Here is a 24,728-nt window from a genome sequence, read left to right on the forward strand (position 1 = left end):
CGCGCCGGACACCGTGGCGGCCGCCGTCGCCGCCCATCATCTCGAGATCAACCGCAACGACCTGCTGGTGGGCGGCGTGCGCCCGCACCTGTATTGCCTGCCGGTGGCCAAACGCGAGCAGCACCGGCAGGCGCTGCGCCGGGCCGCCACGTCGGGCAGCGCGAAGTTCTTTCTCGGCAGCAGACACCGCCCCGGACGCGCGCTCGACAAGGAAGCCCGCCTGCGGCTGCGCCCGGCATCTTCAGCGCCCCGGTGGCGCTGGAGAGCTACGCCGCCACCTTCGAGGCGGAAGGCGCGCTGCAACAGCTCGAGGCCTTCGCCTCCATCAACGGGCCGCGCTTCTGACGATCTGCCCGTGAACGAGGACACAGTGACCCTGCAGCGCCGGGAGCAGACCGTGCCCGATATCTGCGGCATGGGCGAGACGGCGGTGGTGCCGTTTCGCGCGGGCGAGACTCTGGCCTGGCGGCTGGCAGACTGATCGTGCCGGCGGTACGCCGCTCGCCCCAGGCGTTCTACTCCAGGCCCTTCACCATCGCTATGCTCGCCTGCGACCCCGCGAAGCGATGCTGCGCCAGGGCCTGGTATTCCTCGGAGTCGTACCACGCGCGCAAGCTGTTTTCATCGGGAAACTCGAGCAGCACGGTGCGGGTCCAGGGCCACTCGCCCTCGAGCACTGTCGGCGCCTCGTCCACGGCGAGCAGCGTGCCCTGGTATTTCGAGAAGATGTCCATGAACCCCTCTTCGTAGCGCTGGTGCCGGTCTCGATCATGGATCTCTGAAGTCACAGCGCTGCGCGCGTCCAGTCACTACGTCTGTGCCGGTGTCCGGTAATAGCAGGATGCACCGTGACTGCGTGGCGACGGTACAAATAGTGCTGCCGGTCATGCTCAGAATCCATGGTGGCCAGGTCAAAAGCAAATCCATGAGCATCAAAGGTGCAGTTGCCGGTTGCAGACCAGAACGCGGAGAATAGTCGTGTAAAGTATATGTGTAACTGTAGCGATGATGACGAGTATGGCCAGAGTGGAACTGGTGATGCGTGACCAGGATCGTGAGCGGTACGTGCATCAGGCACGCCGTGAAGGCCTGTCCTTGAGCGCGTGGCTTCGCGCCGCAGCGGAGGACCGGTTGAAACGCCAGGCACAAGCCGGGAAATTCGAATCGGTGGAAGACCTGCAGGCATTCTTCGTCGCCTGCGATACCCGAGCTGGGGACGGTGAGGAACCGGATTGGGCGGAGCATCGTTCGGTGATCGAAGCCGCACGGCGACGGGGTGCATCAGAGACTTGATTCTGGAAGCGGTGGCAGTCGACCCGTCTCGCCTACCCCGTATTCCGCAATCCGCTGGCAATCCCCGCCATGGTCACCTGCAGCGCCTGCTCCACCGCCTCCCGGTGACTGGGTCTCGCGTGGCCAGCGGGCCGGGCGCGTCCCGCCTGCAGCAGGTGCAGCGGATCCAGCAGCAAGGCGTCACGCACGTACAGCGATTCCGCCAGCTCCGGGTCGTTGGCCAGCAGGTTGCGCGGAACCGGTGGTGCGTAGCAGGTCGTCGGTGAGGCCGGCCAGGCGATTGCACAGGCCGTCGACAATGTGCTGCTGCTCGTCGTCCGTGAGTCGTTCGGCGTAGTAGCGCGCCAGGGTCGCGTCGGCCTTGGCCAGCACCATCTCCAGCATGTCGGTCTGCATGCGGTAGAACGGCCACTCCAGCATGTCGCCGAGCACCGGCCCTTCGCCGCGTTCCAGGGCCTCGTGCAGGGCGGTGTCGGTGCCGCAGCCACGCCGGCAGCATCAGCCGCACCTGGGTCCAGGCGAACACCCACGGAATGGCGCGCAGGCTGTCGATTCCGGCGCTGGGCTTGCGCCGCGCCGGGCGGCTGCCGAGTGCCAGGATGCCCAGCTCCTGTTCCGGGGTGAGGGAGCGGAACAGCTCGACGAAGCGTTCGTCCTCGCGGACTACTGCGCGGTAGGAGGCGAGCGCGGTGCTGGGACATGCCGGCAATGCTGTCGCGCCAGGCCTGGGTGGGCGCCGGCGGCGGTTTCAGGGTGGCTTCCAGCGTGGCGCTCAGGTAACGGCGCAGGGTCTGCACGGCCAGGCTCGGCAGGCCCAGCTTCCAGCGGATCATTTCGCCCTGTTCCGTCACCCGCAGCGATCCGGCCACGGAGCCCGGCGGCTGGGAGAGAATGGCCGCCTGCGCCGGGCCGCCGCCGCGGCACCCACGGCTCCGCCGCGGCCGTGGAGCAGCGCCAGCCGCACGCCGTACCGCTCGGCCACGGCCACCAGCCGGTCCTGGGCCCGGTACTGGGCCCAGGCGGCGGCGAACTGACCGGCGTCCTTGGCGGAATCCGAAGAGCCGATCATCACCTGCCAGGTAGCCGCCGGCGTAGCCGTGGATACCAGGGCAGGGACAGCAGGGCGTCGACGCTGGCGGCGGCGCCCTCGAGGTCGGCCAGGGTTTCGAACAGTAGGCACCACGGGCAGATCGCGCTCCAGGCCGCATTCGCGCAGCAGCAGGATCACCGCCAGCACGTCGCTGGGCGCGGCGGCCATGGATATGACGTACTGGGCGATTCCGGCGCCGTCACCGTGGGCGATGGTCCGGCAGGTGGCGAGGACTTCCTCGCTTTCGGCGCTCAGCGGCCAGCGGGCCGGGGAACAGGGGCGGCGTTCCAGTTCGGTGAGCAGGAACCTGCTCGCCGCTCCGGCTCCGGCCAGTCGGCGTAGCTGGCGTCGTCGCGCAGAATGTTCAGATAGCGGGTCAGGCTCGTCGAGCACGGCGGCGTGGCGTTCGGCGTCCTGGCGGATGTCCAGGCGCCACCAGGTGCGCGCCGAAGGCGGCCACGCGGGCGCGGGGTATCCAGCAGCGGGCCGTTGGCGACGGTCGCCATGCCGGCATCCACCAGCGAGCGGTGGCACGGTGCCAGGGGCTCGAACAGCTCGCCGCTGGTCAGATAGACGGCATCCGCCTCGCCGGGCGGGTCGGGATGCAGGGCGGCGGCCCACTCCGGGCGCGCAGCAAGCCGGTCGCGCACCTGCTCGAGCAGGGCGCGGGTCGGGTTCGCCCGGTCTCGCCCACCCGCTCGGCCAGCTCGGCGCTGCAGCGGCGCATGGACGGGGACGACCGCAGGGCTTCCACGTCGCGCAGGAACAGATCCGCCGCCATCCAGCGCCCGAGCATCAGCACTTCCCGGGTCACCGCGGCGGTGACGTTGGGGTTGCCGTCGCGGTCGCCGCCCATCCAGGTGGCGAAACGTACCGGCGCGGCATCCAGGGCCAGGGGGTCCAGGCCCCGTTCCGCGAGGGCATATGCATCGACCTCGCGCGTCAGCGCCGGCAGCGCGTCCCGCAGAGATACTACTCCACCACCGGCGAATCCCCAGCGCGCTTCGTCCTGGGGGCTCGGCCGGGTCTGGCGGCATTTCGGTTCGGTGCGCCAGGCCTCGGCGATCAATCGCGCAAGGTCGCGTTCCGTGTATCGCCGCCGGCGCCTTCCTGGTCGCGGGTGGCCAGGCGCGCGCTGCGGCGATGGCGTGGCATGTCCTGGATCAGCGCGCGCCGCAGCACTTCGGTGGGGTGGGCGGTGAGCACCAGCTCGATGTCGAGGTCCGCCAGGGTCTCCGCCAGGCGCGCGTGGTCGGGCAGCGACAGCAGCACCGTGCGGTCGCGGTGCGGCCGGGTCAGATGGTGCTGCTCGGCGATGTTGGCGAGATTGAGGAACTGGTTGAAGGCCCGCGCCACGTCGGCCATGTCGTCGGCGGGGACGTCGGCGAGGTACGGCGCTCAACCGTTCCCAGTCGGCGGCGTCGCCGTTGCGCGCGTCTTTGGCCAGCGCGCGGATGGTCTCGATGCGTTCCAGGAATGCCTCGCCGCGGGCGTCGGCGATGACCCGGCCGAGGATGTGGCCGAGCTCGCGGACGTCGTCACGCAGCCGCGGCGCTTCCAGGTGCCGGAGCTTGCTGGCCGGGTTGTCCGGGCTCCGCGCTCATGGCTGGAAGCATACGGCGGGCGGCGGCAGGGCGCTGACGCGGGCGGCGGGCTGCCCTGCTCGGGGGCGTGTAGGTGAAGCGCTGGCCGCCCGCGCTCGCTTCCAGCATCAGCCCGCCGGTGGTGATGATGAACGCGGCCATACTCCTTCGTAGCAGCCGCCGGCGAAGCCTGGCCGCCATTGCGGCCGCCGCCGGCGCCGGCCCCGGCGCCCTGGGCTGCGCGCGCCGGCCTGGGCGCTGGCCGTGATCACGGTGGCGTTCATCTGGCCGCTGAACTCGAAGCCGCCGGCCGCTGAATTCCTCGAACGCGCGCCGGTCCTGGAAAAAGATGATCTGTGAATGGGCCTGAGCGCCTGCCTGAAAGCCGACGGTGAGTTGCGTCAAGGTGGCTCACTCCACGGCCTGCCGTCGACATAGACCGCGGCCGGTGCCGCGTCTCCGCCGACGACGAACCCGGCCTTGGCGACGCGGGGGAAGATGGCGTAGCCGTACGAATCGTCGAAGAACCTGCGCGCTGGCCCCGGCATCGCGGAAGCGGTCGGCTGCTTCGGAAAACGCGTCTGCCTGGGCGGTTCGGGCGATCAGCAGCAGAATGGCGGCGGTGGCCGTTCGAATGGTGGCGGATGCTCCGTGGGTTGCTCGGCCTACTGGCGGATTGCTCGGGCGGCATCATGCTGCTGTCCATTGTTCGGCGATAACCGCCTGTCGGACAGGAACAGGCGGATGCGGCGGCGCCCCGCGCCCTACGGCCGGAACTGCAGGGCCCGCGGGCCCAGCTGTCCCGGTCGGCGTGCCACGATCCGGTAGGCGGTGGCCACCCACTTCGCGAACCAGCCGACGTGTATCCCGCGGGTCGATCCATCTCTTCCATCTGAAACTTCGATAGCGGGCCGGTGGGGCCGCGCGCACTCTCGATCCGGGCCATGGGCCTCGGCGCGCAGCGACTCCGGGTCTTCGGCTTCGGCAAGCTGGCGTTTGTAGGCTGCCTGGACGCACGCCTTCCGGCGGTATGGCCGCCCGCGTCGGCCGCGGGCCAGACCACCCGCACCGACGGCGCCGCCCGCGGCGGTGTGCGTAGTTGTTGCCGGCTGACGCCGAAGCTGCGCCGCATGATCACGGTGAAAATGGGCACTGCGGTATCTTGGGCGAAGGCGATCATCCACTGGCCGCCGGCGCGGATGGTGCCGGCCTGTTCGTGCTCGACGCCTACGGCGAAGCCGGGGTTGTCCACCAGGTTCAACAGCGGGATGTGGAACAGGTCGCACAGGTCGAGGTGCCGGGTGAGCTTCCTGCCAGCCATCCGCGGTGAGCGCACCGCCGTTGGGGTGACGGGAATCCGAGGCGATCACGCCCAGGGTGTGGCCGTTCATGCGCACGAAGCCGGTGATCTGGTCCGTCCCCCACAGGGGTCCGATCTCGAAGAACGAATCGGTATCGGCCATCAGCCTGATCGCGCGGCGCATGTCGAAGGTGGTGGTGCGTTTACGCCGGAATGCAGGGTGAACAGTTCTTCCTCGCGGCGGCCGAACGGATCACGGGCCCGGCGTTCCGGCGAGTCGCCGGGGTCCGACGGCAGCACCGGCGGCGCTTCCTCGGTAGACGGAGCCCGGCAGGTAGGACAGAAAGCGCCGGGCACTGGGCGAGGGCATCGGCTTCGGTATCCGCCGGATTGTCCACCGAGCCGCTGGCGGCAACTGGACGCGCCAGTCACCCAGGTCTTCTTCGCTGATGTCGTAGCCCATGGCGTGGCGGACCACCGGCGGGCGGGCCGCGAACAGCTTGCGCGATGTCGCGGACCATCACCGAGAAGTGGCCGAGCACGGCCTACGGCGGCGCCGATGCCTACCACGCTGCCGAGCAGCAGGTTTACCACCGGTACGTGGTGGCGAGTTGTTGCTGCGTATTGGGTGCTGCCCAGGTGCCCGGGCAGGAACGGTCTCCGCCCGTACCCGCCACCCGCGGGCGTCCGGCGGCGACGTGGCCGCTCGACTCCTGAGCGCGGCTGGCCCCTTCCCGCTGGCCGAGGCACCCCACTGGCGGCCACGCTGCCGCCGCCCGACGGAGCCGTCCAGCAGCCGCAGGGACGGTACTTCCATCTGCACGGAGAGTTCTTCCAGATAGCGGCTCTTCTGGCCCGATGGCACCGTCGGCATGGCCGCCCCGCGGGAGGTGAAGTGCCGTCGGCGCAGTACGACGGCCATGCGGCCGTCGATGGTGCGCCAGCCGCCCACGTGATTGGCGGGGGTGAAGGCCGCCACCCGGCCGTCTGCGTCATGGGAGGCGAAGCCCGCGGATGCTGCCCGCTTCGCGGAACGACCCGGCGTCGAGCACGGCGTCGATGCGCTCCCGGCAGGTGAGTTTGCCGCGGTCGCGCTGGCGGACCACGCCGGGTTCGGTCGAGCCGGCGGCCAGGCGTTCGTGGGCCAGCCGCTGGAGGGTGTGGACTTCATCGAGCACATCGGCCCAGGTGTCCTGCGCCGGGCGTTCGGCGGAGGATCGGGCCTGGCCGTCGGCGGCGGGCGTGATCAGGGCGATGACCTGACCCGCGGAGACATGGGCGCCCGGTTCCAGGGGCAGCATCGCGGCGATCTCGCCCCCGGAGTGCTCGGCGTTGATGACCGTTTCCATTTCATGGCACTGATGATTACCGGGTCGCCGGCGTTGACCTGGTCGCCCGGGCTACGCAGAGCTCTATGACATGACCATCCATCGGAGCGCATATGGGCTGCTGGTTTTCTCGGGAGCAGGCTGGAGGTCGCCGAACTGCAGGACAGGACTCCGCCCGCCCCGCGGTGTCCGCGAGAGCCAGGAGTTCCAATGCCCGGCCGTTCGCTGTCGGCGCGTTCTGCAGGGGCATCGCCGGCTTCGTCGAGCAGGTCGACGCGGGCGTCACCGTCGCGCACGGCTGGATGGTCGAGGATGGCGCGCAGCTCGGCCAGGTTGCGGGCAGCCCGGCGATGTGGAACTCGTCCAGAGCCCGCAGCGTCCGGTCGAGGGCGCCGTGGTAGGCGGTCTGCATGGCGTCGGCAGCCGCCGGGCCCAGGGCGCTGGACGTGCCGATGACTTTGGCCAGCAGCGGGTCGAACTGAGGCGGGGGCGTATAGCCCGGATAGCCGCAGGCGTCGACGCGATGGCCGGACGGCTCGTAACCGCTCGACAACCCGCGCCCCGGCCACCACCCTGGCTGCACGGCGAAACGCCGCGGCGCGGCTATGGCGTCCTGATCGGCCAGGCCGAGATCGGCGAGGCCTGGCACCGCAGCGATGCGCAGTCGCGCTTCCACCAGATCCACGCCCATGACCTGCTCGTGATCGTGTGCTCCACCTGATGCGCGGATTGCACTCGATGAAGAAGTGCTCGCCGCTTTCCGGCTCGACAAGAAATTCAACGGTGCCGGCGTTGACCAGAGCGGGCCTCGCGGACCAGGGCCACGGCATCGTCCAGAAGGCGCCGGCGCAGCGTCTCGGCAGGTTCGGCGCCGGGCGATTTCCAGGACTTCCGGCGACGCTGTTGCACGGAGCAGTCGCGTTCGAACAGGTGCACCACATTACCCGACGCATCCGCCAGCACCTGCACTTCGATGTGCGGGACGGGTCAGCAGCCGTTCGAGGAACAACGCTCCATCCGCCAAGGCGGCGGCTGCTTCACTGCGGCAGCGGGCGAAGGCATCGGTCATCTCGTCACCGCCGGACACCCGGCGCATGCCGCGCCCGCCGCCCCCGGCCGCTGCTTTCAGCATCACCGGATAGCCGATCTCGTCGGCCAGGGCCATGGCCTTCCGGCGAGTCGAGGGGTTCCCTGCTGCCCGGATCACCGGAATGGCCAGCGTATTGCGCCAGACCGCGGGCGCGCGCATTGTCGCCGAACAGGGCGAGCACTGCCGGCGGCGGGCCGACCAAGGTGAGGCCGGCGGCTGCACAGCGCTCGGCGAAAGCCGCGTTCTCGGCGAGAAAGCCGTAACCCGGGCGGCACGCAATCGCAGCCGCTGGCCTGGGCCGCCGCGACAATGGCGGCGGCGTCCAGATAGGCGCGCACCGGGTCGCCGTCTGCGGCGATTTCCCGGGCATTGTCGGCTATGCGCGTGTGCAGAGCAGCGCGTCGGCAGCGGCAAAGATTTGCCGCTCTCATGATGATTTTTGTGGATGATAAAGCTGCCCAGGAGCTGAATGATCCAGATGCTGTTGTGCCTGCAGAATGACTGGTTGCCTTACTCGATGGTGTTAGTGGATAAGAAAATGCGTTATTTATCGGAGTTACGTAACGAGATTTAAAGTATCATTTTATCTGGTTTCGTTCCTCTTGTGCGGAATCAATATTAAGCAGTGGCAGGGCAGCGGGGAGAAGAACTAAATCTACTATCTGTAATTTCTTGTCTCTATCCGTAGCTCTGCTGCGGATTGTTTATCCTTTATCTATTCAATTTAGCTAAAATAAACACCCGGCACTTTAAAAGTGCCGGGTGTTTTGATTCTATTATTCTTTAAAATCTAAGCTTTTCCATCCAATGTCTGGGTTTGCCCTCGTATCCAGATTGATAAAGGAATATTAAATCCTACCGATGCCTCGGTAGTCTAATCAAGATTAAAGCTCACTTTGAGTGAGCTTAGTAAATCATAGCCTGATGATTCATTTGGCAATCAGTTTAAATATCATTCTAAAAATAAATGTCCTCCACTTTAAAAGTGAGGGACATTTCTTATAAGTCTATTCCAGCTCCAGTATAAGCACCGAACGCGCAGGAATCTCTAAATTATCCAGCGAGTAGGTTTTGCCGGTAATAATATCAGTTCCTTCAGAAAAGCCATCTAACCGCTCGTAATAATAATCAGTATTTAACAACATAGCCTCTTCGTTTTTATTGAAGGCTACCATCACCGATTTTTCTTCATTATAACGGAAATACACGTAAATACCGTCATGTTTGGGCGCGTAATGAATAAGCTCACCTGTATGAATAACGGGATTATCTTTCCGCCAGTTGACCAGCTTTTTTACAAATGATTGAGCTTCTTTCTGTTTGTCAGAAAGCCCTTCACCGGTAAAGCCATTCTTGGTATCACTTTCCCAACCGCCCGGAAAGTCTTCGCGGATCTGCCCGTGATCATGTTCCTTTTCGTTACTCATTAACAACTCTGTCCCATAATAAAATTGGGGGATGCCGCGCATCGTCATAATGTATGCCAGGCCCATTTTATAGAGATCTAAGTCTTCATTAACCTGTCGATAGAAGCGATCCATGTCGTGGTTTTCGGCAAAAATGACGAGGTTATATGGATCGGGATAGGCATAATCGAAGGTGAGCGTTTCATAGACATCAATAAAGCCTTGATCCCAGCTTTCTTCTGCTGTCAATGACTCTATAAGAGAGGTTTGTAATGGGAAGTCCATCAGGCTGGGCAGACAAGAGCTAAAGTTGTTAGGTTTGTCGCTGCCTCGCTGCCATTTAGAAAGAACAAGCGGATCAACGCCCCATTCCTCACCTACAATATTAAAATTCGGATACTCTTCCATAATGCGACACGTCCACTCAGCCATGAACTCTTGTCCTGCATAGGGATGAGTATCATGCCGAATGCCTCTAAGTCCGGCATATTCAATCCACCAGAGACTGTTGTAAATCAGGTAATCAGCCAGCAGGGGATTGTCTTGATTCAAATCAGGCATTGATTTCACAAACCATCCGTCCGTCATTATTTTTTTGTCAATTTCAGCAGCGTAGGGATCATGCAGGGTCGTACGCCTGTGATTGGTTTGCTGATATTCATCGGGATAATGTACCCAGTCGTCGGTCGGCAGGTCATTCATCCACCAGTGGTTAGAGCCTGAATGGTTCATAATCATGTCCATGATCAGCTTTATCCCTCGCTTTTCGGCCTCCTTGCTCAGTTTTTTATAGAGCTCATTACTTCCAAATCTTGGATCTACTTTATAGTAATCTGTAGTGGCATATCCATGGTAGGAAGAACTCTTCATAGCATTTTCAAGTACCGGATTCAGCCAGATAGCCGTAAAACCCATCTCTTCGATATAATCCAGATGATCAATGATACCTTGAATATCACCGCCGTGACGCCCGTAGTCGTCATCTCTGTCGAGGCTATCAACATATCCTGCTACGCTGTCGTTATCGGGATTTCCGTTGGCAAAGCGATCAGGCGTAATCAGGTACATGACGTCAGAAGAGTTAAAGCCTTCTCGCTGGGCAGAATTCTTTTCCCGCTCTTTGAGCTCGTAGGAATAACTTAATTCCTGCTTGCCATCTTTTGATAAGGTAATATCAAACTGACCGGGATTAGTATCTTTGGAGATATTCAGGTAGACAAAAAGGTAGTTATCGTTTTCTACTTTTTGGATGCGTTTAATAGAGACGCCCTCATAGTCTACGCCAGGAGAGAGGTCGCCAATATTTTGGCCGTACATCATAAGTTGCAGCTCGGGATTTTCCATCCCAACCCACCAGTGGAGGGGTTCCACGCGTTCAATGGCATAATTTTGGGCGCTAACGGATCCAAAAAGAAAGAGCGAGAAGATAAAGGAAATAAATAACGATCGAATATTAGTCTTCATAATAATGCCAGATAAAATGATGGTCAATTTTTTTAGTGATAAAAACTACAATCGCTTTATATTCAATTTTTAAAAGAGAAATAGAGAGTGTTAACAATCTAAGTTAAGTACATAATTAACTAGGTCGGTCGGGTGGATCCGAAAAAGGAGTGATCTCCAATTGAGATGACGTACTGCTTTCATTGTTATTTTCATCAACGGCGGTAAGGCGATAGTAGTAGGTGGTTCCGTTTTCCAAATCGGTATCAGTAAAATTAGCATTCTGTATCAGATTTGATCCGTTGACGGGGTCCATACCCGAGATACTTGAGATGTTGCTGGTAGAACGATATAGATGATAGCCTGCCAGGTCATCTTCACTGTTGGCATCCCAGGTAAGCACTACTTCCTGGTCTCCGGAAGTTCCATCGAGATTCGACGGAGCCGCAGGAGCTTCATTATTGCCGTTTCCGCCATTGCCCGGGCCGGTCGATGAACCGCCACAGGATGTGAGCACCAAGAAGCCAAAGAGTATTAAAACAATTGATGGTATTAGAAATGTCCGTTTCATAAAATTCCTGGTTATTTGATTAACGTCATCTTTTGGATAAACCGTTGGTTTCCAATCTCAAAAACAGCAAAATACAATCCGCTGGCGCGCTGACTCCCATCAAACGTAACGGTATGTACACCGGCTTGACGGGTTTCATTATTGATTAACGTGCTGACCCGCTGGCCCAGAACATTAAATACCTGCACTTGTACCTCGGTTTGTTCCGGCAGCGAAAACCGCAGGGTAGTAGACGGATTAAACGGGTTGGGATAGTTAGGATTTATTGATATCTCCTTGGGAAGAAGTTCTTCTTGCTGTTCGTTGATGTAACGGGTATCCCCGATTACCAGCAACATAGAGGTTTTTTCTTTGTCGGGGATAATGGTTATTTCATTTTCATTACTCAGATCGTATTTACGACCGGATTCCGTATTTAACAATGCCATTTGTATGCCGGGATTATTGTCCCATCCCTTAGCGCTTATTGAAACCGGTTCTTTGGGCGTGGCCAATAAAATAACTTCCAATCGGTGTTCTTCCTTGTTTTGATTTCGGAAAACATGCGCTAATGAGCTGGTCCGTGACGACTTTTGTTTGTTATTATCGGCAGCAAACCGCAGTGATGTGCCTTCAAACCTCGAGGGTGGAGCTACTACATCAGCAGGCGGTTCTTCGGAGTCAACAAATGTCAAACTGCTTGACGATGTTTTCTCACCATCCTTTTGGGTAATGAGTTGAACTTCGTTTTGTTTAGCCTCTGTTTTGTTCTTGGATGAAGTTTCCTCGTATGGTATCAGCAGTTCATTTAATCCCTGATCATTTAAGAAGTAAAAAGCTTCTCCGGAACGAGCCGATATAAAGTCGGCAGCTTCGCTGTAGGATCCGTCAAATCTCCATAGAGGCTGCAGGTTACCGCCGTTTGCTGCCGATACTTGACTCCATGCCACATCGGTATGCAGGGGATTTGAAATAATATTCCACCCGTCGTGCAGCGGTATGGAAGCCTGATTATTCTCATTTAACTCTACAGTAGGGACGGTCTGATCGTAAGTGAAATCTTCTTTGCTGGTGACCCAGAAACCGTTACCGGAATTCATATTGAATGTAGAACTGCCATCATATTTAACCCAGTAGTTTTCTTGCTGACCATTATCCCAGTATGCTTGCCAGTCAACACTTGGGTCGCCATTTAATACATCTACAAGGGGTTCAACAGTTTGGCCGGGCAGGGCAATCAATCGGTAATCCTGAGGTGAAGAAGCGGCATCGAACGATTGCGAAATGTCCAGGTTTATCTGCGTGGGAACAAACCTAAGCAGATCCTCAGTAGGAGCTTGAAACTTCTGGGTGGTGTAAATATGAAATTCGCCGGCACTCATGGCAATCGTTGTATCGGTGTTGTTTACCGACAGCGTATCACCGGAAAAGAAATCATACCAATCGCCGCTTTGTGTAAACTGCGGCTGCATCTCAGTATCAGTAACGCCAAAGTTACCGGCTATACTTACTTCTAAATTCGGATGGCTGATTGTTATACGTTTTGTGGTTCCATTTACATCCATGGTAACATTGGAGGTTTCAGAAGTAAATGCTTCGTGCGAATTGCGAAGCCGGATAAGTGCTTTATAGGTATCGTAAAGTTTTTTACGATTCTCATCCTGGTAATATTCCCAGCGAATTGGTTTTTCACCCGTACGACCGCTTTGATTGATATCAACCTCGTAACCCAACTCACCAAATTGCCAGAGCATTTTAGGGCCTGGTACGGTGAAAAAGAAAGCAGAAGAGAGTTTAATGCGATTCAGAGCGGTATTTAATTCAGTAATATCATAGGAGCCGCTACTGTTACTATTGCCAAAATTAAGGTTTTCGTACATAATACGCTGCTCATCATGGCTCTCCATATATCCCACTAAATGAGCATTATTCCAGCTTCTATTTTCATGATAAATCCCCGAGAAATTACTTTCACTCTGATATCCCATAGAGGCTTGTTTGTAACTGTGATGCATATTGCCCCAGGTCATCATTCCGTAATTAGATAACTCTTGCTCTTCCTGATTTTCAGCAAAATGTTCCAGTATTACATATGCAGAATCGTCAGTCGCCCAAATTTTGTCGGCCATGCGTTTTAGTATTTGAACTCTGGAAGCATCATACTGTCCCCAAGCACCTACGTTACCCAGCGTATTGTTTTGGGTAAAACCTTTAGAGAGATCAAAACGGAAGCCATCGAAGTTAAATTCTTCAAGCCAGAACCTATTTACCCGATCAACAAAGTATTTCGTAGCCTGACTTTCGTGATTAAAATCGTAGCCAACATTAAAGTCATGCTTTGGTTCTCGATTGAGATAGGGATTTTGGGCTGTTGGTTTACCATAGTCCCCATCATTCCACAGTCTGGCAAGGGGAGAGGGGCCCCAGGCGTGATTGAGCACCATATCAAGTATAACGGCCATGCCACGGCTGTGGGCTTCATCAATCAGCCTTTTGAGATCCTCAGCCGGTCCGTAATATTTATCGGTAGCCAGATGAAAAGTGGGATTATAGCCCCAGCTGCTGTTTGCATCAAACTCCATGATAGGCATCAGTTCTATAGCATTCACGCCAAGTTGCTGTAGATAATCCAGGGAGTCAGTTACCGTCTTAAAGTCGTGGTTTGCAACAAAATCACGAACCAAGAGCTCGTACACTACCAGGTTTTCTTTGTCAGGGCGATCGTAGTTATTGTGTTGCCAGTTGTAGTCCTGCTTACCGGGCTGCAGTACGCCTACAATTTTGTCAGTTTTTCCCTCGGGATAGGGATTAAGATTGGGATAGGTTTCTGAGCTGATGTATTGATCGTTGAAGGGATCAAGAATCTTCTCAGAGTAGGGATCAGCCACACGAATTTCTCCATCCACGAAATACTGAAAGCCGTATTCTTTATTGGGATCGGGTATATCAAATTCAATCCAGAAGTAGCTGCTGTCGGCATTGACCTCCTCCTTATTCATAAAATAATTAGGATCAATTTCCCAATTCGTAAAATCTCCGATTACGTAGACAAATTCTTTATTGGGAGCAAAGAGCGAAAGCCGGACCGTATTGTCATCCACATAAGTGATACCATCTTGCAAACCCTGCGGACGTGCTTGCTGGGTGACTTCAGGGTTCACAACCAATTGCTGTGATACTTGGTCGGTATTTGTGCCGTCTGTGCCTTCAAGCCTGACTTCATAGTTGCCTGCATTTTGAGCGTTATAATTGTATTGCAGGCATTGTCTATTAGAACTTGTTGCTACCTGCTGATCTGTCTGATATAAAGGGTAAGTTGCTCGTTACCGGTATTTGTTGATGCCGTACCCTCAATGGTAATCGTACTGTCTTGTGATATAAAAGCGGGATCATCCGAGGGGGCCGTAATACTTACGTTAAATTCGTTTTGATAGACTTCGGCAAAGATATCTTCGCCGCCTGTCGGCTTTGCCTTCTCGTGATCCGTCAGCTGCTTCGAAACACAAACGCCATTTGTCTCGATCGTTTCGTCCCTCAGGGCACAGCCATAATATTCACGGATAGAAGGGGTTATCTCGAGAGTATAAAGATTCGGATTATCAGCATCGCGTTCCATTTTCGCTTTGGGAATATTTTCGTCCCATTCAGCCACTACATATTTCCAATCAGAGCTACTGGTGCTTTGATCAGTAATAACACCGGTATGAGCATAGACGTCCCCGGTATAGCCTTCCAATCCTCCGGTACCTTCGGTAGCGTCAAACGTAATAGTTACCGATTCGCCCGGGAGCGGAAATTCGGGATCCGTTGTAATGACTTGTGCCTGGGCGGTGATAAATAATCCCAGTAAAAACAGGAGTGTAGTGGAAATGCGCCGCATAAGAGAGACCATTAATTAATAAAAAGCCCACCCATCAATAGGATGAGTGGACTTTTTATCTGAAGGTTAATGAAAATATTGCATTAGTTCTGAATGATGGTGTAAGTGTATGGTGAACTGTTTAGATCAAGCTCAATAGTGTAATTGCCAGCAGAACCGATGGGAATTACTGTCTGAACCGCCAGCATTTTCAAGTAGTTCGTCAATCTGTCACCGTTGATCACCAATAGATTTATAGTTCCAAGCGTCATTAGGCCCGGAATTTGATTGTCGCCAGAACGGACAAGCATCATGTTGATAATCGACCATAACCTCTCGTATGCGTTCTGGATCGTATGTCATTAGTACTTGCATCAGAATCCCAGCCGTTTGATGTAGCAGAACCGATAAGACCCCACTGAGTATCGGTTACAGAATAAGCCATGCTATTGATGTCTACATTTATTTTATAGTATCCAGAATTAGAGGCTACGATATTACTACCCGGGGCTTCAAGTTCATCCTTGCTGTCGCCATCTTGGTATCCGCCAGTTGGTCGTCCATGTTATCGCCATCTAGCTAGTGAACTTGAATTGGTTACGTCGGAAGCTAGCCATGTAAACATAACCTTCATAAACATCTTGACCACTTACTGTAGTGAGGGCAGGAGCATCGCCTGGTGTCCAGTTACTGCCATAGCCACTTGCTGACTGATAACCACCCGGTACGTAAATAGTAGGGCAGTATTGGCAGACGGAATACGCCTGAATTTCCAGAGTAATTGGATCTGAGACTTGTTGACCCACAGAATCAGAAAGTGTAGCAATAACCCGGAAGTCAAGGCTTAATGGTTCCCCAAATGGATAACCCGCGCCTAACAATGTACTGTTCATTTCACCAACGGTGAGGGAAAATGAAGTTCTCGATGTGTTAGCTATTTGAACAGGATCTTCAAAGTTATGCCCAGTCGAGTCCATATGTATCTTAAATGATGGAGCTGATTTGAAGCCATAGTCCGGCTTGCTCCACTCTATCGTTATCAAGGTATCATTGGCATTTTCTTCCGTAAGTGTATAACTCTGTCCGGATTCCGGAGTTGTAATAGAAGGAGAGCCGGGATTTGTAGTATTTGCAACCGGACCAAGTTCACTCTTATCACAGGAGTTAACCACAAAGATAGCCAATAGTGCTATTGATAGTATACTTAGTTTCTTCATGATAATTCACTTTTTAGATTTAAAATCATTTTAACAGACTGGTTAGTATCCTGGGTTCTGTTCGAGGTTCAGGTTAGAGTTCACATCCGAAGCATGGAATTGGGAAAATCTCAGTATTTTTCATCGGTTCCGGCTCCTGCTTGGATCCTTGCCTTTCCATAGCCCAGACATAATCATCACCGGTGTACTGGCCAAACCTTCTCAGATCAGTTCTGCGATGCGCTTCCCAGTGGAGTTCTCTAGCGCGCTCGTCAAGAATGAAATCGAGCGTTAACTCACTGGAGCTGATGTTTGCTATGTCTGAACCATAGGAACGTTCTCTAAGGTCGTTGACTAAAGTCAAAGCTTTGTTTTCATCTCCGGAATTCCCGCGAAGGGTAGCTTCGGCATACATTAAGTAGACATCAGCTAGACGGAACATGGGGAAGTCGATATCAACAAAGGTCAAGTCAGATCCTGTCTGACCATTTTTGGTTATATTTTTCCATTTGCTGAGCGCATACCCATTGGTAAATTCAGCTAATTCTTTAACAGATGGAATTTCTTTTTCCTGGCCATCGGTGTATAATGAATTCTGCTTGTTCGCTATTTCAACCTCATAGGTCAAATCGTTGAGATTAACGGTGACTTTATGAAGACCGGGTTTTTGTGCTACTAAGTTATCACCGCCTAATTCAAGTGTTCCGTCGCCTTCATTGTCTCCCCAGTTTTCTGTCCAGTCATTAGGATCCTGATTAGCCTTAAATTTAAATTCAACTCCTGCACTGTTCACATAAAAGTAACCAGTATAGATGTCATCATTGTTATCAGAAACCAAGGGTGGAGCATCAGCAGGGCTCCAGTCGTTAGTATAACCACTGCCTGATTGGTAACCGCCGGGTATATATATTTCATCATCCCCATCAGGATTTTCAGTCATGTATCCATTGAAGCGGTCGCCGTTGTCAAGCTTATCAGCGAATTGCGGTGTAACACGGTGACCGGCCCAAGCGGCATCAAGTCCAAAGTTTTGGATGTTCATGCTACCGCCTACTGCTGCATGTGCAATAAAGGTCGTGCCGCCGAACGTTTGCGTATTTACACCATCAAAGGGGATGGCAAAGATTACGCCATTAGCTTCATGGTTATCTGCGCGAAACAGATTTCCATAGTCACTTTCCAATGTATACCCTCCTTGATCGATAACGTTATTTGCGTAGGTTACAGCATCATCATACCGGGCTTCGTCGATATAGACTTCCGCATTTAGGTATAATTTTGACAGAACTGTCCACGCAGCTGCTTTATCGGCACGGCCATAATCGTTTTGTTGAGGGTCCGGCAATAGTTGTGTGGCGGGATTTTCTCCGTCCCCAACAACCGCTTTAAGTTCGCTTTCTATGAAGTTAAAGAGCTCTTGGGCTCCGATGGGTTCCGGTTGAAAGGCCCCAACAGGATCATCTTCTGTAACAAAGGGGACCCCACCGCCAAACATATCAAGCGCGTGCCAGTAGCTGAGAGCTCGTAAGAAGCGAGCCTCTGCAAGATACTGCTGAACTTGCTGATTGTCATTGCCTTTTGCGTTACGAATAAACTCGTTAGCCAGAGAAATTTGATAGTAAATGCGACTGTAAAGACCCATTACAAAATCATTGGAGGCTGTCCATCCTTGATAATTATAGGAGGGAAGGCCGGGGTCATTCCATCCGACAACGGCTTCGTCCGTTGGAATTTCCTGGGCTACCCAGAGCTGACGAAGATAGCTTGAGAAGCCTTCGTCAATGCCCTGAATATCGGGATCACCAGCGGGGCCTTGCTGCCCCGTAGTGGCAAAACCTGCATACAACTTAGCCAGTACCTGACGGTACTTATCGGGCCCGGTATATACTGATTCTGATGTTTCAACATCGTCATCAATCGGACTAGTATTGAGATCGTCCGTACACGAAGTAGCAGTAACAGCCATCAAGGCAATCAGTGCTACCGAAACTATTTTAAATTTTGTGTTAAACATAATGGTCGGTTTTTAAAATATTTCAATTAAAAATTCAGGCTAAGGCCGAGAATAAAGGTACGAGGCCGTGGATATACGTTGTTATCAATACCACTGAACACCTCGGGATCAAGCCCGCTGTAATTGCTTATCACAAAAGCGTTTTGCACCGTTCCGGATACACGCATTGATTTAACCTGTTCAAAAATAGAACCAAAGCTATATCCTATTGTGATATTATCCATGCGCAGGAATGATGCATTCTCTACATAATGGTCAGACTGATATTGTGCGTTGCTAAAGCCCATAGTATTAATGTCCGTAAGGGCATTATTTAAATATCCCTGGCTGTTGAACATAAATTCATACACCGTGTGATTAGACGCTACGTTATTGTATACATAGTTGCCGACATTCGCTCGGGCAGAGAATGATGCATCCCAATTTTTGTATTCAAACTTGGATGACAATCCAAAGGTGAAATCGGGAGCGGGATCTTCATATCGGTATTTGTCATCTGCCGTAATTTGTCCGTCTTCATTACGATCAACATAAACACCGTCTAAAGGATTTCCGTTTTCATCATATACCTGCTCATAGACGTAGAACGAACTTCTTGGGTGGCCTACACTGTGAATCTGAATAGTATTGCCAACTCCGCCGGAAATTCCTCCGGTTTCTACACCAATGTAATCTTCTGATTGTACGTTTGTAAGCTTGGTAATTTCATTTACGTTATGAGTAGCGTTAAATCCTATTTCAAGATATGAATCTTCCGTAGAAATAACTCTACCCGTAACGTTTAGCTCAAGCCCTTGTACTTCCAGCGTACCAATATTTGATAGAATCCGGTTGGTAAAGTTAGTGCCGGCGGGTACGGGAATTACGTTCAGAAGATCATCGGTTCTGCGATGATAAGCTTCAACAGAACCAAACAATCGGTCATTGAAGAATCCGTAATCAAAGGCGATATTATAAGTGGTCGTTTCTTCCCACTTCAGGTTGGCATTATATCCCTCAGGTCGAAGTGTGGTTACAAATTCATTACCGAATAGGTAACGGGCCGTGGGTTGACTCGCGGTATATCGTGCCAGGTAGGGATAATCACCCTGACCAATTCGCTGCTGACCGGTTATACCGTAACCCAAACGTAACTTCAGCTCGTTGAGATCCTCAAAACCATCCATAAAGGGTTCTTCATGGATTTTCCATGCTAGAGCAGCGGAAGGGAAGAGTCCCCAGCGCTCATCTTCTGCAAAGCGAGAAGTTCCATCCTGACGCAGTGTACCTGTAAATAAGTACTTGTCATTGAAGGTATAGTTAACCCGACCAAAGAATGAAACGATGTAATGCTCAGTTTTAAAGTCGGTATCCTGATCAACAACCAAGGTATCAGAGGTATTAAAGTTCGTTACGAAGTTGGAACTTTCCTCATAATGGTGTTCCCAGGAGTAACCAGCTGTTGCATCTAACTTGCTGTTAATAGACTCTAAATCTTTTTTGTAATTCAGATAGAAGTCGAGGGTTTCATTCTCTTTCCGCTGATCATAAGATGTTCTGGTACCATTGGGTTGTCCTTGACCTACATATGCATAGGCAGCTTGGTCTGTCACGATATAATTACCGTCAGCTACATCAGAATAATCAAAACTCGTGTTTAATGTCGCTACCAGATTTTCTTCGAATGGAAGGGTATAATCAATTTTGGCACTACCAATTGTTCGATAAACAGTTGATTCATCCTGGGTTTGCTCCAGCATTGCCAATGGGTTGGATGGTGCTATCGAAATGGGATTGCCATTCTGATCAGTCCATGCGAAATAATTACCAAAGTCATTTTCTGCTGTTACTGGTTTAGTTGGATCAAAAGTAATGGCTGATCCAATAGCTCCGCGGTTTGCAAATCGGTTAGCGACACGAGATCCTTTTAAGTTAAGATCAACTTTCAGATCGTTATCCAGGAACGAGGGATTAACAGCAATCGATCCGGTTAAGCGATCCATGTTAGAAGTTTTAAGGATACCGTTATTGCCGTTAAATCCTAATGAGACTCGATAAGGAACTTCACTAACAGCACCAGAAAAACTTAGGTTATGTTCCTGGCTGATGGCATCCTCATAAATTTGACTCTGCCAGTCGGTATTTGCTTCTCCAAGTAATTGTACGGCTGAAGGGTTCAAATTTTGTTCAACAGTTGTGCTAAACTCATCAGCCGAGAGAATATCTAACTCTTTTGATTTTGTTTGATACGAAAGATTGCCGGTATAACTGGCTTCAAAACCACGTTCTACACTTCCCCGTTTCGTGGTAATAAGTACCACTCCATTAGAAGCACGCGAACCATAAATAGCCGTTGCAGAAGCATCTTTCAGAATTGAGATCGACTTAATGTCATTGGGATTAATCGTATTGAGTGGGTTTCTCATTCCTGAAATACCTCCACCATCCAGCGGAACCCCATCAATTACAAAGAGGGGATCGTTGCTGGCCGAGAGAGAAGAACCTCCGCGAATTCGTATTGTAGCACCGCTACCGGGCGCACCGTCATTTGATGTTACAGTGACACCGGCCGCCTTACCCTGAAATAGTTCTTCGGGAGAAGTAATAGCACCTTCATTAAAATCTTCAGAATTTATGGATGTAACTGATCCGGTATTGTCGTCGACATCCTGCGTTCCGTAACCGATAACAACAACATCATCGAGTTGTTGCACATCGGGTGAAAGGGCAACATCAATAGTTGTTCGACCATTGATTGGGACTTCTTGCTTCACGAATCCTACAAAAGAATAAACCAGCGTATCTTGCAACGATGGTACATTTAAAGTATAGGTTCCGTTTGCATTGGTAGCAGTTCCGCGTTCGGGCATATTTTTAACAGTAATGTTAACACCCGGCAGGGTTTCTCCTGATTGAGCGTCTGTTACCGTTCCCGATACAGAAGTCTGTGCTAACCCGGGAAGCGAGAGCCCCAGAATCAGACACGACGTAATTAGTAGCTTTTTGATTGGTATCATAGAGATTGGTTTAGATTATTGTGGATAAGTCTTGAACATACTCTTTAATAGAGGATAAAATGTGTTGACCATTGTTAATTAAAACTATAGATGAAAGCGCTTACATGCCGAATAAAAAAATTTAATTTTCAATAGGATATGTAAGCGCTTTCATATCTCCTGATATCTAACAATTTATAAGGAGAGATTCAAGTAAATACGTACTCAATCGGTAAATTTTTTATACTTTAAACAAGTCGTTTACCTTGAGAAGGTTCGTGATAAAAAATATGTCCCTTTTTAATGAAATGATTCTGCTTGTTCTTGGGTTCTTAATTGTTCAGAATTATAAAACTATTTATGAGGTCGATGGAAAAACTACGAAATACTGTTCACACGTTAGGCGATTTAAAGGAATCAGGCTGGGAGTCCATTTCGGTTAAGGAAGAAATACGACAAAACTTGATCGAGAAAATAAAATCAGGGGAAACACTTTTTCCCGATATCATGGGATATGACAAGTCCGTTATCCCACAGCTGCAGCATGCGCTGTTGGCAAAGCACGACATTATATTGCTGGGATTACGGGGACAGGCGAAGACTAAAATACTGCGCCAGCTGACTTCTTTTCTGGATGAGTACATACCCATTATCGAGGGATCGGAGATCAATGACGATCCATTTAATCCGATATCTAAGCAAGCCAGGGAGCTGGTAGAAGAAAAAGGAGACGATACGCCCATTCGCTGGATCCATCGCAGTGAGCGATATGGCGAAAAACTGGCGACGCCCGATACCGCCGTGGCCGATCTGATCGGTGATATTGACCCCATTAAGGCAGCGGCCGAAAAGTTGACATTGGCTGATGAAAACGTCATAAATTTTGGGCTGGTACCACGCACGAATCGTGGAATTTTTGCTATCAATGAGCTGCCAGATCTACAGCCGCGCATTCAGGTGGCACTCCTTAATATTATGCAGGAACGTGATATACAGATTCGAGGCTTTAACATTCGTATTCCACTGGATGTTCTGATGGTGTTTTCTGCCAATCCCGAGGATTATACTAACCGCGGAAGTATTATTACGCCACTGAAAGATCGTATCGATTCTCAGATTTTAACGCATTATCCCCAAGAGCTGGAAACGGGAATGAAAATTACCCAGCAGGAAGCCTGGATTTCGCGCGATGGAGCTGTGGACGTGACGATTCCGCCGTTGATCAAGGAATTGTTGGAACAGATTGCTTTTGAAGCGAGGGAATCAGAATATATCGATCAAAAGAGCGGTGTGTCTACCCGGATGACAATCACAGCAATGGAGCAGCTTATTTCTGCAGCTGAACGGCGGGCACTGGTGAATAATGAGTCGGAAACGGTGGCACGTATCACGGATGTATTTCATATCGTACCTGCATTGACCGGCAAGCTTGAATTGGTTTACGAAGGTGAGCAGGAGGGAGCTTTGAATGTGGCAAAGCATATCATTGGTAAAGCGATTAAGAAAACATTTGCTCGGTACTTTCCCGATCCCGCCGAACAGAAAAAAAGTGATAATAATATATATCAACCGGTGCTCGATTGGTTTGCCGATGGGCATAGCCTAAACATTAGTGATAACATGAGTCGAAAAGAGTATGAATCATTGCTTGATGATGTCGATGGGCTCTCATCATTGGTAGAGGAAAACTCGTTGATCGACAAGGACAACGATCAGTATGTACTTATGGATTTTGTTATTGAGGCACTACACCAGCATTCGATGATAGGTAAAGAGGATCTGGATAATGCTCGCAGCTATTCCGATATGCTGGGTAGCATGCTCGGATCTATTGATGATCTGGATGATTTTGAGGATTTTGAACAGTGATTATGATTGCAAGTAGGCTGCTAAGACCTTATATTTACCGACCGAATTAAGCAATAAAGAAATTATATAGTCCCATGAAAGAAGGAATTCACCCAGAGTACAAAGAGATTACGGTTGTGATGAGCGATGGTACTGAATTTAAAACCCGTAGTACGATAGATACCGAAGACGGTGTGTATCGCAGCGAGGTTGATTCGAAGAACCATCCTTTCTATACCGGCAACATGAACTTCCAGAAGAAAGCCGGTCGTATCGATCGCTTTAAGAAGCGTTACGGCAAGCAAGACGATTAACGTTTGGAAGCTCAAGGAATTTAGGGATGCATTTCATAAGGAGATGCATCCCTTTTTTATTTGATTATTCTTTTAACGCATGACTTCTTTTTATGAACGTTATTAAATATACCGTAGGACCATTTGCTGAAAACACCTACCTGATTACTGAGGGGGAACAGGCCCTGATTATAGATCCCGGTTTTTTGGAGGATTCGGAATATCAAAAATTAAAAAACACTATTGATGATCGTGATTTAGATCTATTTGCTGTAGTATTAACACATGCTCATGTAGACCATGTGTTGGGTTTGCAAAGAGTAGTCGATGATTTTGATCTTCCTGTTTATTTAAGCGAAAAGGATCGATATCTGTGGAATAACTTTGGTTCGCAGGCAGCCATGTTTGGATTTAGCTCCGATGGTTTTTCTTTTGATCCTGATATTTTACCAATTACAGACGAGTGGAACATTGGGAACTTTTCTTTTGATGTAAGATACACGCCCGGCCATGCTCCTGATCACGTTTCACTTTACAGTAAATCCGACGGCATTGTTATTGCCGGCGATGCGCTTTTTAGAGAGGGTATAGGTCGTACTGATCTTTATAAAGGAGATTTTAAGGTGTTAGAACGATCTATACGAGAGCAGCTGTATTCTCTGCCGGATGGTACGGTGGTGTATCCGGGTCATGGAGAAAAAACAACGATTGGGCATGAGAAAAAGGCCAATCCTTTCGTAACAGGATAGAGGTGAGGTGTTATTCTTCCTCGTTGTTGTCTTGCTCTTTTGTGTTTTTGAGCCGGATAATCTCTTCCTGATATTGTTCTCTTTGCTCGGGTTTCAATTCTTTGAGTCGTTCATAGGTACGGATAGCAGCATCGATCTTGCCCTGCCGTTCATGGATTTGGGCTAGCGTTACCGAGACAATATCATCAACATCATCAGCTGAGATCTTCTTATTTTTCTTATCCTTTGATTCTTCTTTCTCGTCCGGTCGTATCCGCTTTGATTCAACCGAAGCGAGTTTTTGAATGAGCGAATCCAAATTTAAAACAGGGCCCGGTTCATCTATTGATTGGCTATTTTTTTTGGATGATACCGTTTCAGCATCAGGTGTCCACGCTTCAAAGGTATTGGGATGACTCAGATAATAATGTAGTTTTTCGAAAAAGGGGCTTCCGGGAGCGAATATGCGAGCTTTTACGGCTTCTTCAACAGCCTGCTCGTTCATATCCTCTAAGTGATAAAACCATGCCAGCAAAAAATGTCCAACGGCATCAGGACCTCTTTTCTTGAGCTGCTTTTTTAATCGTTTCGTAGCTTCGATGGGCTCCTTGTCAAAATGTTCGGCATAAGAAGCCAGCGACTTTGGAATTTTAAACGGTAACTGAGGCATTTGTTAAATTTTACTGATTCCCAACCAATTTTTTTACGCCTATTATATAAATAGATTTGTGC

Annotated in this window: 25 protein-coding genes and 7 pseudogenes; 6 read left to right on the plus strand and 26 right to left on the minus strand. The window is 51.8% G+C overall.

Features of this window, described 5'->3' with window-relative positions; genetic code table 11:
* Positions 1 to 481 (plus strand): annotated as a pseudogene (locus tag U5J89_RS12420) (dihydroorotase); the annotation flags it as partial.
* Positions 482 to 515: 34 nt separating this feature from the next.
* Here U5J89_RS12420 and U5J89_RS12425 read toward each other — a convergent pair.
* Positions 516 to 788, minus strand: coding sequence for a DUF1330 domain-containing protein (locus tag U5J89_RS12425; RefSeq protein ID WP_322575959.1), 273 nt, complete (start codon positions 786 to 788; stop codon positions 516 to 518).
* Between the two features lie 229 nt (positions 789 to 1,017).
* Here U5J89_RS12425 and U5J89_RS12430 point away from each other — a divergent pair, with 229 nt between their 5' ends.
* Complete coding sequence (locus U5J89_RS12430; RefSeq protein ID WP_322575960.1) at positions 1,018 to 1,293, plus strand: hypothetical protein; 276 nt, start codon at positions 1,018 to 1,020, stop codon at positions 1,291 to 1,293.
* Positions 1,294 to 1,325: 32 nt separating this feature from the next.
* On the opposite strand, the gene U5J89_RS16035 is transcribed toward U5J89_RS12430, so the two are convergent.
* The 15 genes and pseudogenes from U5J89_RS16035 to U5J89_RS16075 all read right to left on the minus strand — a co-directional run.
* Positions 1,326 to 1,481 carry a phosphoenolpyruvate carboxylase gene (locus U5J89_RS16035; RefSeq protein ID WP_416208539.1) on the minus strand — a complete coding sequence of 52 codons (156 nt, stop codon included), beginning with the start codon at positions 1,479 to 1,481 and terminating at the stop codon, positions 1,326 to 1,328.
* Positions 1,474 to 1,725: a phosphoenolpyruvate carboxylase gene (locus U5J89_RS12435; protein WP_416208532.1), complete on the minus strand. Its 252-nt coding sequence runs from the start codon at positions 1,723 to 1,725 to the stop codon at positions 1,474 to 1,476. The genes U5J89_RS16035 and U5J89_RS12435 overlap by 8 nt, the downstream gene beginning before the upstream one ends.
* Before the next feature lie 109 nt (positions 1,726 to 1,834).
* Positions 1,835 to 2,002: pseudogene (locus U5J89_RS16040) on the minus strand (phosphoenolpyruvate carboxylase); the annotation flags it as partial.
* A 40-nt stretch (positions 2,003 to 2,042) separates the two neighbouring features.
* Positions 2,043 to 2,162: pseudogene (locus tag U5J89_RS16045) on the minus strand (phosphoenolpyruvate carboxylase); the annotation flags it as partial.
* The gene (locus tag U5J89_RS12440; RefSeq protein ID WP_416208533.1) at positions 2,141 to 2,776 is read right to left on the minus strand and encodes a phosphoenolpyruvate carboxylase; all 636 of its coding nucleotides are present in this window, start codon (positions 2,774 to 2,776) and stop codon (positions 2,141 to 2,143) included. The gene U5J89_RS12440 and the pseudogene U5J89_RS16045, both read right to left, overlap by 22 nt.
* Before the next feature lie 172 nt (positions 2,777 to 2,948).
* Positions 2,949 to 3,452, minus strand: coding sequence for a phosphoenolpyruvate carboxylase (locus U5J89_RS12445; protein ID WP_322575962.1), 504 nt, complete (start codon positions 3,450 to 3,452; stop codon positions 2,949 to 2,951).
* A complete protein-coding gene (locus tag U5J89_RS12450; protein ID WP_416208534.1) occupies positions 3,449 to 3,748 on the minus strand; it encodes a phosphoenolpyruvate carboxylase in 300 nt (99 codons plus the stop codon). Before U5J89_RS12450 ends, U5J89_RS12445 begins: the two co-directional genes overlap by 4 nt.
* 498 nt (positions 3,749 to 4,246) lie before the next feature.
* Entirely contained in the window at positions 4,247 to 5,287 is a 1,041-nt protein-coding gene (locus tag U5J89_RS16050; RefSeq protein WP_416208540.1) for a carboxyl transferase domain-containing protein, read from the minus strand.
* Positions 5,288 to 5,345: 58 nt separating this feature from the next.
* Positions 5,346 to 5,450 (minus strand): annotated as a pseudogene (locus U5J89_RS16055) (hypothetical protein); the annotation flags it as partial.
* A gap of 808 nt (positions 5,451 to 6,258) precedes the next feature.
* Positions 6,259 to 6,615, minus strand: a complete 357-nt coding sequence (locus tag U5J89_RS12460) for a hypothetical protein (RefSeq protein WP_322575964.1) — start codon at positions 6,613 to 6,615, stop codon at positions 6,259 to 6,261.
* A gap of 16 nt (positions 6,616 to 6,631) precedes the next feature.
* Positions 6,632 to 7,285: a hypothetical protein gene (locus U5J89_RS12465; protein ID WP_322575965.1), complete on the minus strand. Its 654-nt coding sequence runs from the start codon at positions 7,283 to 7,285 to the stop codon at positions 6,632 to 6,634.
* A 31-nt stretch (positions 7,286 to 7,316) separates the two neighbouring features.
* Positions 7,317 to 7,424, minus strand: a pseudogene (locus U5J89_RS16060) (hypothetical protein); the annotation flags it as partial.
* Positions 7,372 to 7,759, minus strand: a pseudogene (locus U5J89_RS16065) (hypothetical protein). The pseudogenes U5J89_RS16060 and U5J89_RS16065, both read right to left, overlap by 53 nt.
* Positions 7,668 to 8,054 (minus strand): biotin carboxylase N-terminal domain-containing protein, encoded by a 387-nt coding sequence (locus U5J89_RS16070; protein ID WP_416208535.1) that lies wholly within the window; start codon positions 8,052 to 8,054, stop codon positions 7,668 to 7,670. Before U5J89_RS16070 ends, U5J89_RS16065 begins: the two are co-directional and overlap by 92 nt.
* Positions 8,005 to 8,115, minus strand: a pseudogene (locus tag U5J89_RS16075) (hypothetical protein); the annotation flags it as partial. The gene U5J89_RS16070 and the pseudogene U5J89_RS16075, both read right to left, overlap by 50 nt.
* Here U5J89_RS16075 and U5J89_RS12475 point away from each other — a divergent pair.
* On the plus strand, positions 8,063 to 8,185 hold the full coding sequence (locus U5J89_RS12475) for a hypothetical protein (RefSeq protein WP_322575967.1): 123 nt from the start codon (positions 8,063 to 8,065) through the stop codon (positions 8,183 to 8,185). The pseudogene U5J89_RS16075 and the gene U5J89_RS12475 overlap by 53 nt on opposite strands.
* A gap of 506 nt (positions 8,186 to 8,691) precedes the next feature.
* Here the strand turns inward: U5J89_RS12475 and U5J89_RS12480 are convergent.
* The 9 genes from U5J89_RS12480 to U5J89_RS12520 form a co-directional block, all read right to left on the minus strand.
* Entirely contained in the window at positions 8,692 to 10,554 is a 1,863-nt protein-coding gene (locus U5J89_RS12480) for a glycoside hydrolase family 13 protein (RefSeq protein WP_322575968.1), read from the minus strand.
* Positions 10,555 to 10,669: 115 nt separating this feature from the next.
* The gene (locus U5J89_RS12485; RefSeq protein ID WP_322575969.1) at positions 10,670 to 11,104 is read right to left on the minus strand and encodes a fibronectin type III domain-containing protein; all 435 of its coding nucleotides are present in this window, start codon (positions 11,102 to 11,104) and stop codon (positions 10,670 to 10,672) included.
* Between the two features lie 11 nt (positions 11,105 to 11,115).
* On the minus strand, positions 11,116 to 14,244 hold the full coding sequence (locus tag U5J89_RS12490; RefSeq protein WP_322575970.1) for an alpha-amylase family glycosyl hydrolase: 3,129 nt from the start codon (positions 14,242 to 14,244) through the stop codon (positions 11,116 to 11,118).
* Positions 14,245 to 14,366: 122 nt separating this feature from the next.
* A complete protein-coding gene (locus U5J89_RS12495; RefSeq protein WP_322575971.1) occupies positions 14,367 to 14,963 on the minus strand; it encodes a hypothetical protein in 597 nt (198 codons plus the stop codon).
* Positions 14,964 to 15,046: 83 nt separating this feature from the next.
* The gene (locus U5J89_RS12500; protein ID WP_322575972.1) at positions 15,047 to 15,256 is read right to left on the minus strand and encodes a hypothetical protein; all 210 of its coding nucleotides are present in this window, start codon (positions 15,254 to 15,256) and stop codon (positions 15,047 to 15,049) included.
* The gene (locus U5J89_RS12505; protein ID WP_322575973.1) at positions 15,253 to 15,387 is read right to left on the minus strand and encodes a hypothetical protein; all 135 of its coding nucleotides are present in this window, start codon (positions 15,385 to 15,387) and stop codon (positions 15,253 to 15,255) included. Before U5J89_RS12505 ends, U5J89_RS12500 begins: the two co-directional genes overlap by 4 nt.
* 130 nt (positions 15,388 to 15,517) lie before the next feature.
* A complete protein-coding gene (locus tag U5J89_RS12510; RefSeq protein WP_322575974.1) occupies positions 15,518 to 16,114 on the minus strand; it encodes a SusE domain-containing protein in 597 nt (198 codons plus the stop codon).
* A 118-nt stretch (positions 16,115 to 16,232) separates the two neighbouring features.
* Positions 16,233 to 18,152, minus strand: a complete 1,920-nt coding sequence (locus U5J89_RS12515) for a RagB/SusD family nutrient uptake outer membrane protein (RefSeq protein ID WP_322575975.1) — start codon at positions 18,150 to 18,152, stop codon at positions 16,233 to 16,235.
* 26 nt (positions 18,153 to 18,178) lie between these two features.
* Positions 18,179 to 21,148 (minus strand): TonB-dependent receptor, encoded by a 2,970-nt coding sequence (locus tag U5J89_RS12520; protein ID WP_322575976.1) that lies wholly within the window; start codon positions 21,146 to 21,148, stop codon positions 18,179 to 18,181.
* A 348-nt stretch (positions 21,149 to 21,496) separates the two neighbouring features.
* On the opposite strand from U5J89_RS12520, the gene U5J89_RS12525 reads away from it, so the two are divergent.
* From U5J89_RS12525 to U5J89_RS12535, 3 genes are all read left to right on the plus strand, one after another.
* On the plus strand, positions 21,497 to 22,996 hold the full coding sequence (locus U5J89_RS12525) for a sigma 54-interacting transcriptional regulator (protein ID WP_322575977.1): 1,500 nt from the start codon (positions 21,497 to 21,499) through the stop codon (positions 22,994 to 22,996).
* Positions 22,997 to 23,070: 74 nt separating this feature from the next.
* Positions 23,071 to 23,289: a 50S ribosomal protein L31 gene (rpmE, locus tag U5J89_RS12530; RefSeq protein ID WP_322575978.1), complete on the plus strand. Its 219-nt coding sequence runs from the start codon at positions 23,071 to 23,073 to the stop codon at positions 23,287 to 23,289.
* 92 nt (positions 23,290 to 23,381) lie between these two features.
* The gene (locus tag U5J89_RS12535) at positions 23,382 to 24,017 is read left to right on the plus strand and encodes an MBL fold metallo-hydrolase (protein ID WP_322575979.1); all 636 of its coding nucleotides are present in this window, start codon (positions 23,382 to 23,384) and stop codon (positions 24,015 to 24,017) included.
* A gap of 10 nt (positions 24,018 to 24,027) precedes the next feature.
* Here the strand turns inward: U5J89_RS12535 and U5J89_RS12540 are convergent, their stop codons facing one another.
* Entirely contained in the window at positions 24,028 to 24,666 is a 639-nt protein-coding gene (locus U5J89_RS12540; RefSeq protein ID WP_322575980.1) for a hypothetical protein, read from the minus strand.
* Between the last annotated feature and the right edge of the window lie 62 nt (positions 24,667 to 24,728).

It is taken from the genome of Fodinibius sp. (genome assembly GCF_034521915.1).
Lineage (GTDB): Bacteria > Bacteroidota > Rhodothermia > Balneolales > Balneolaceae > Fodinibius.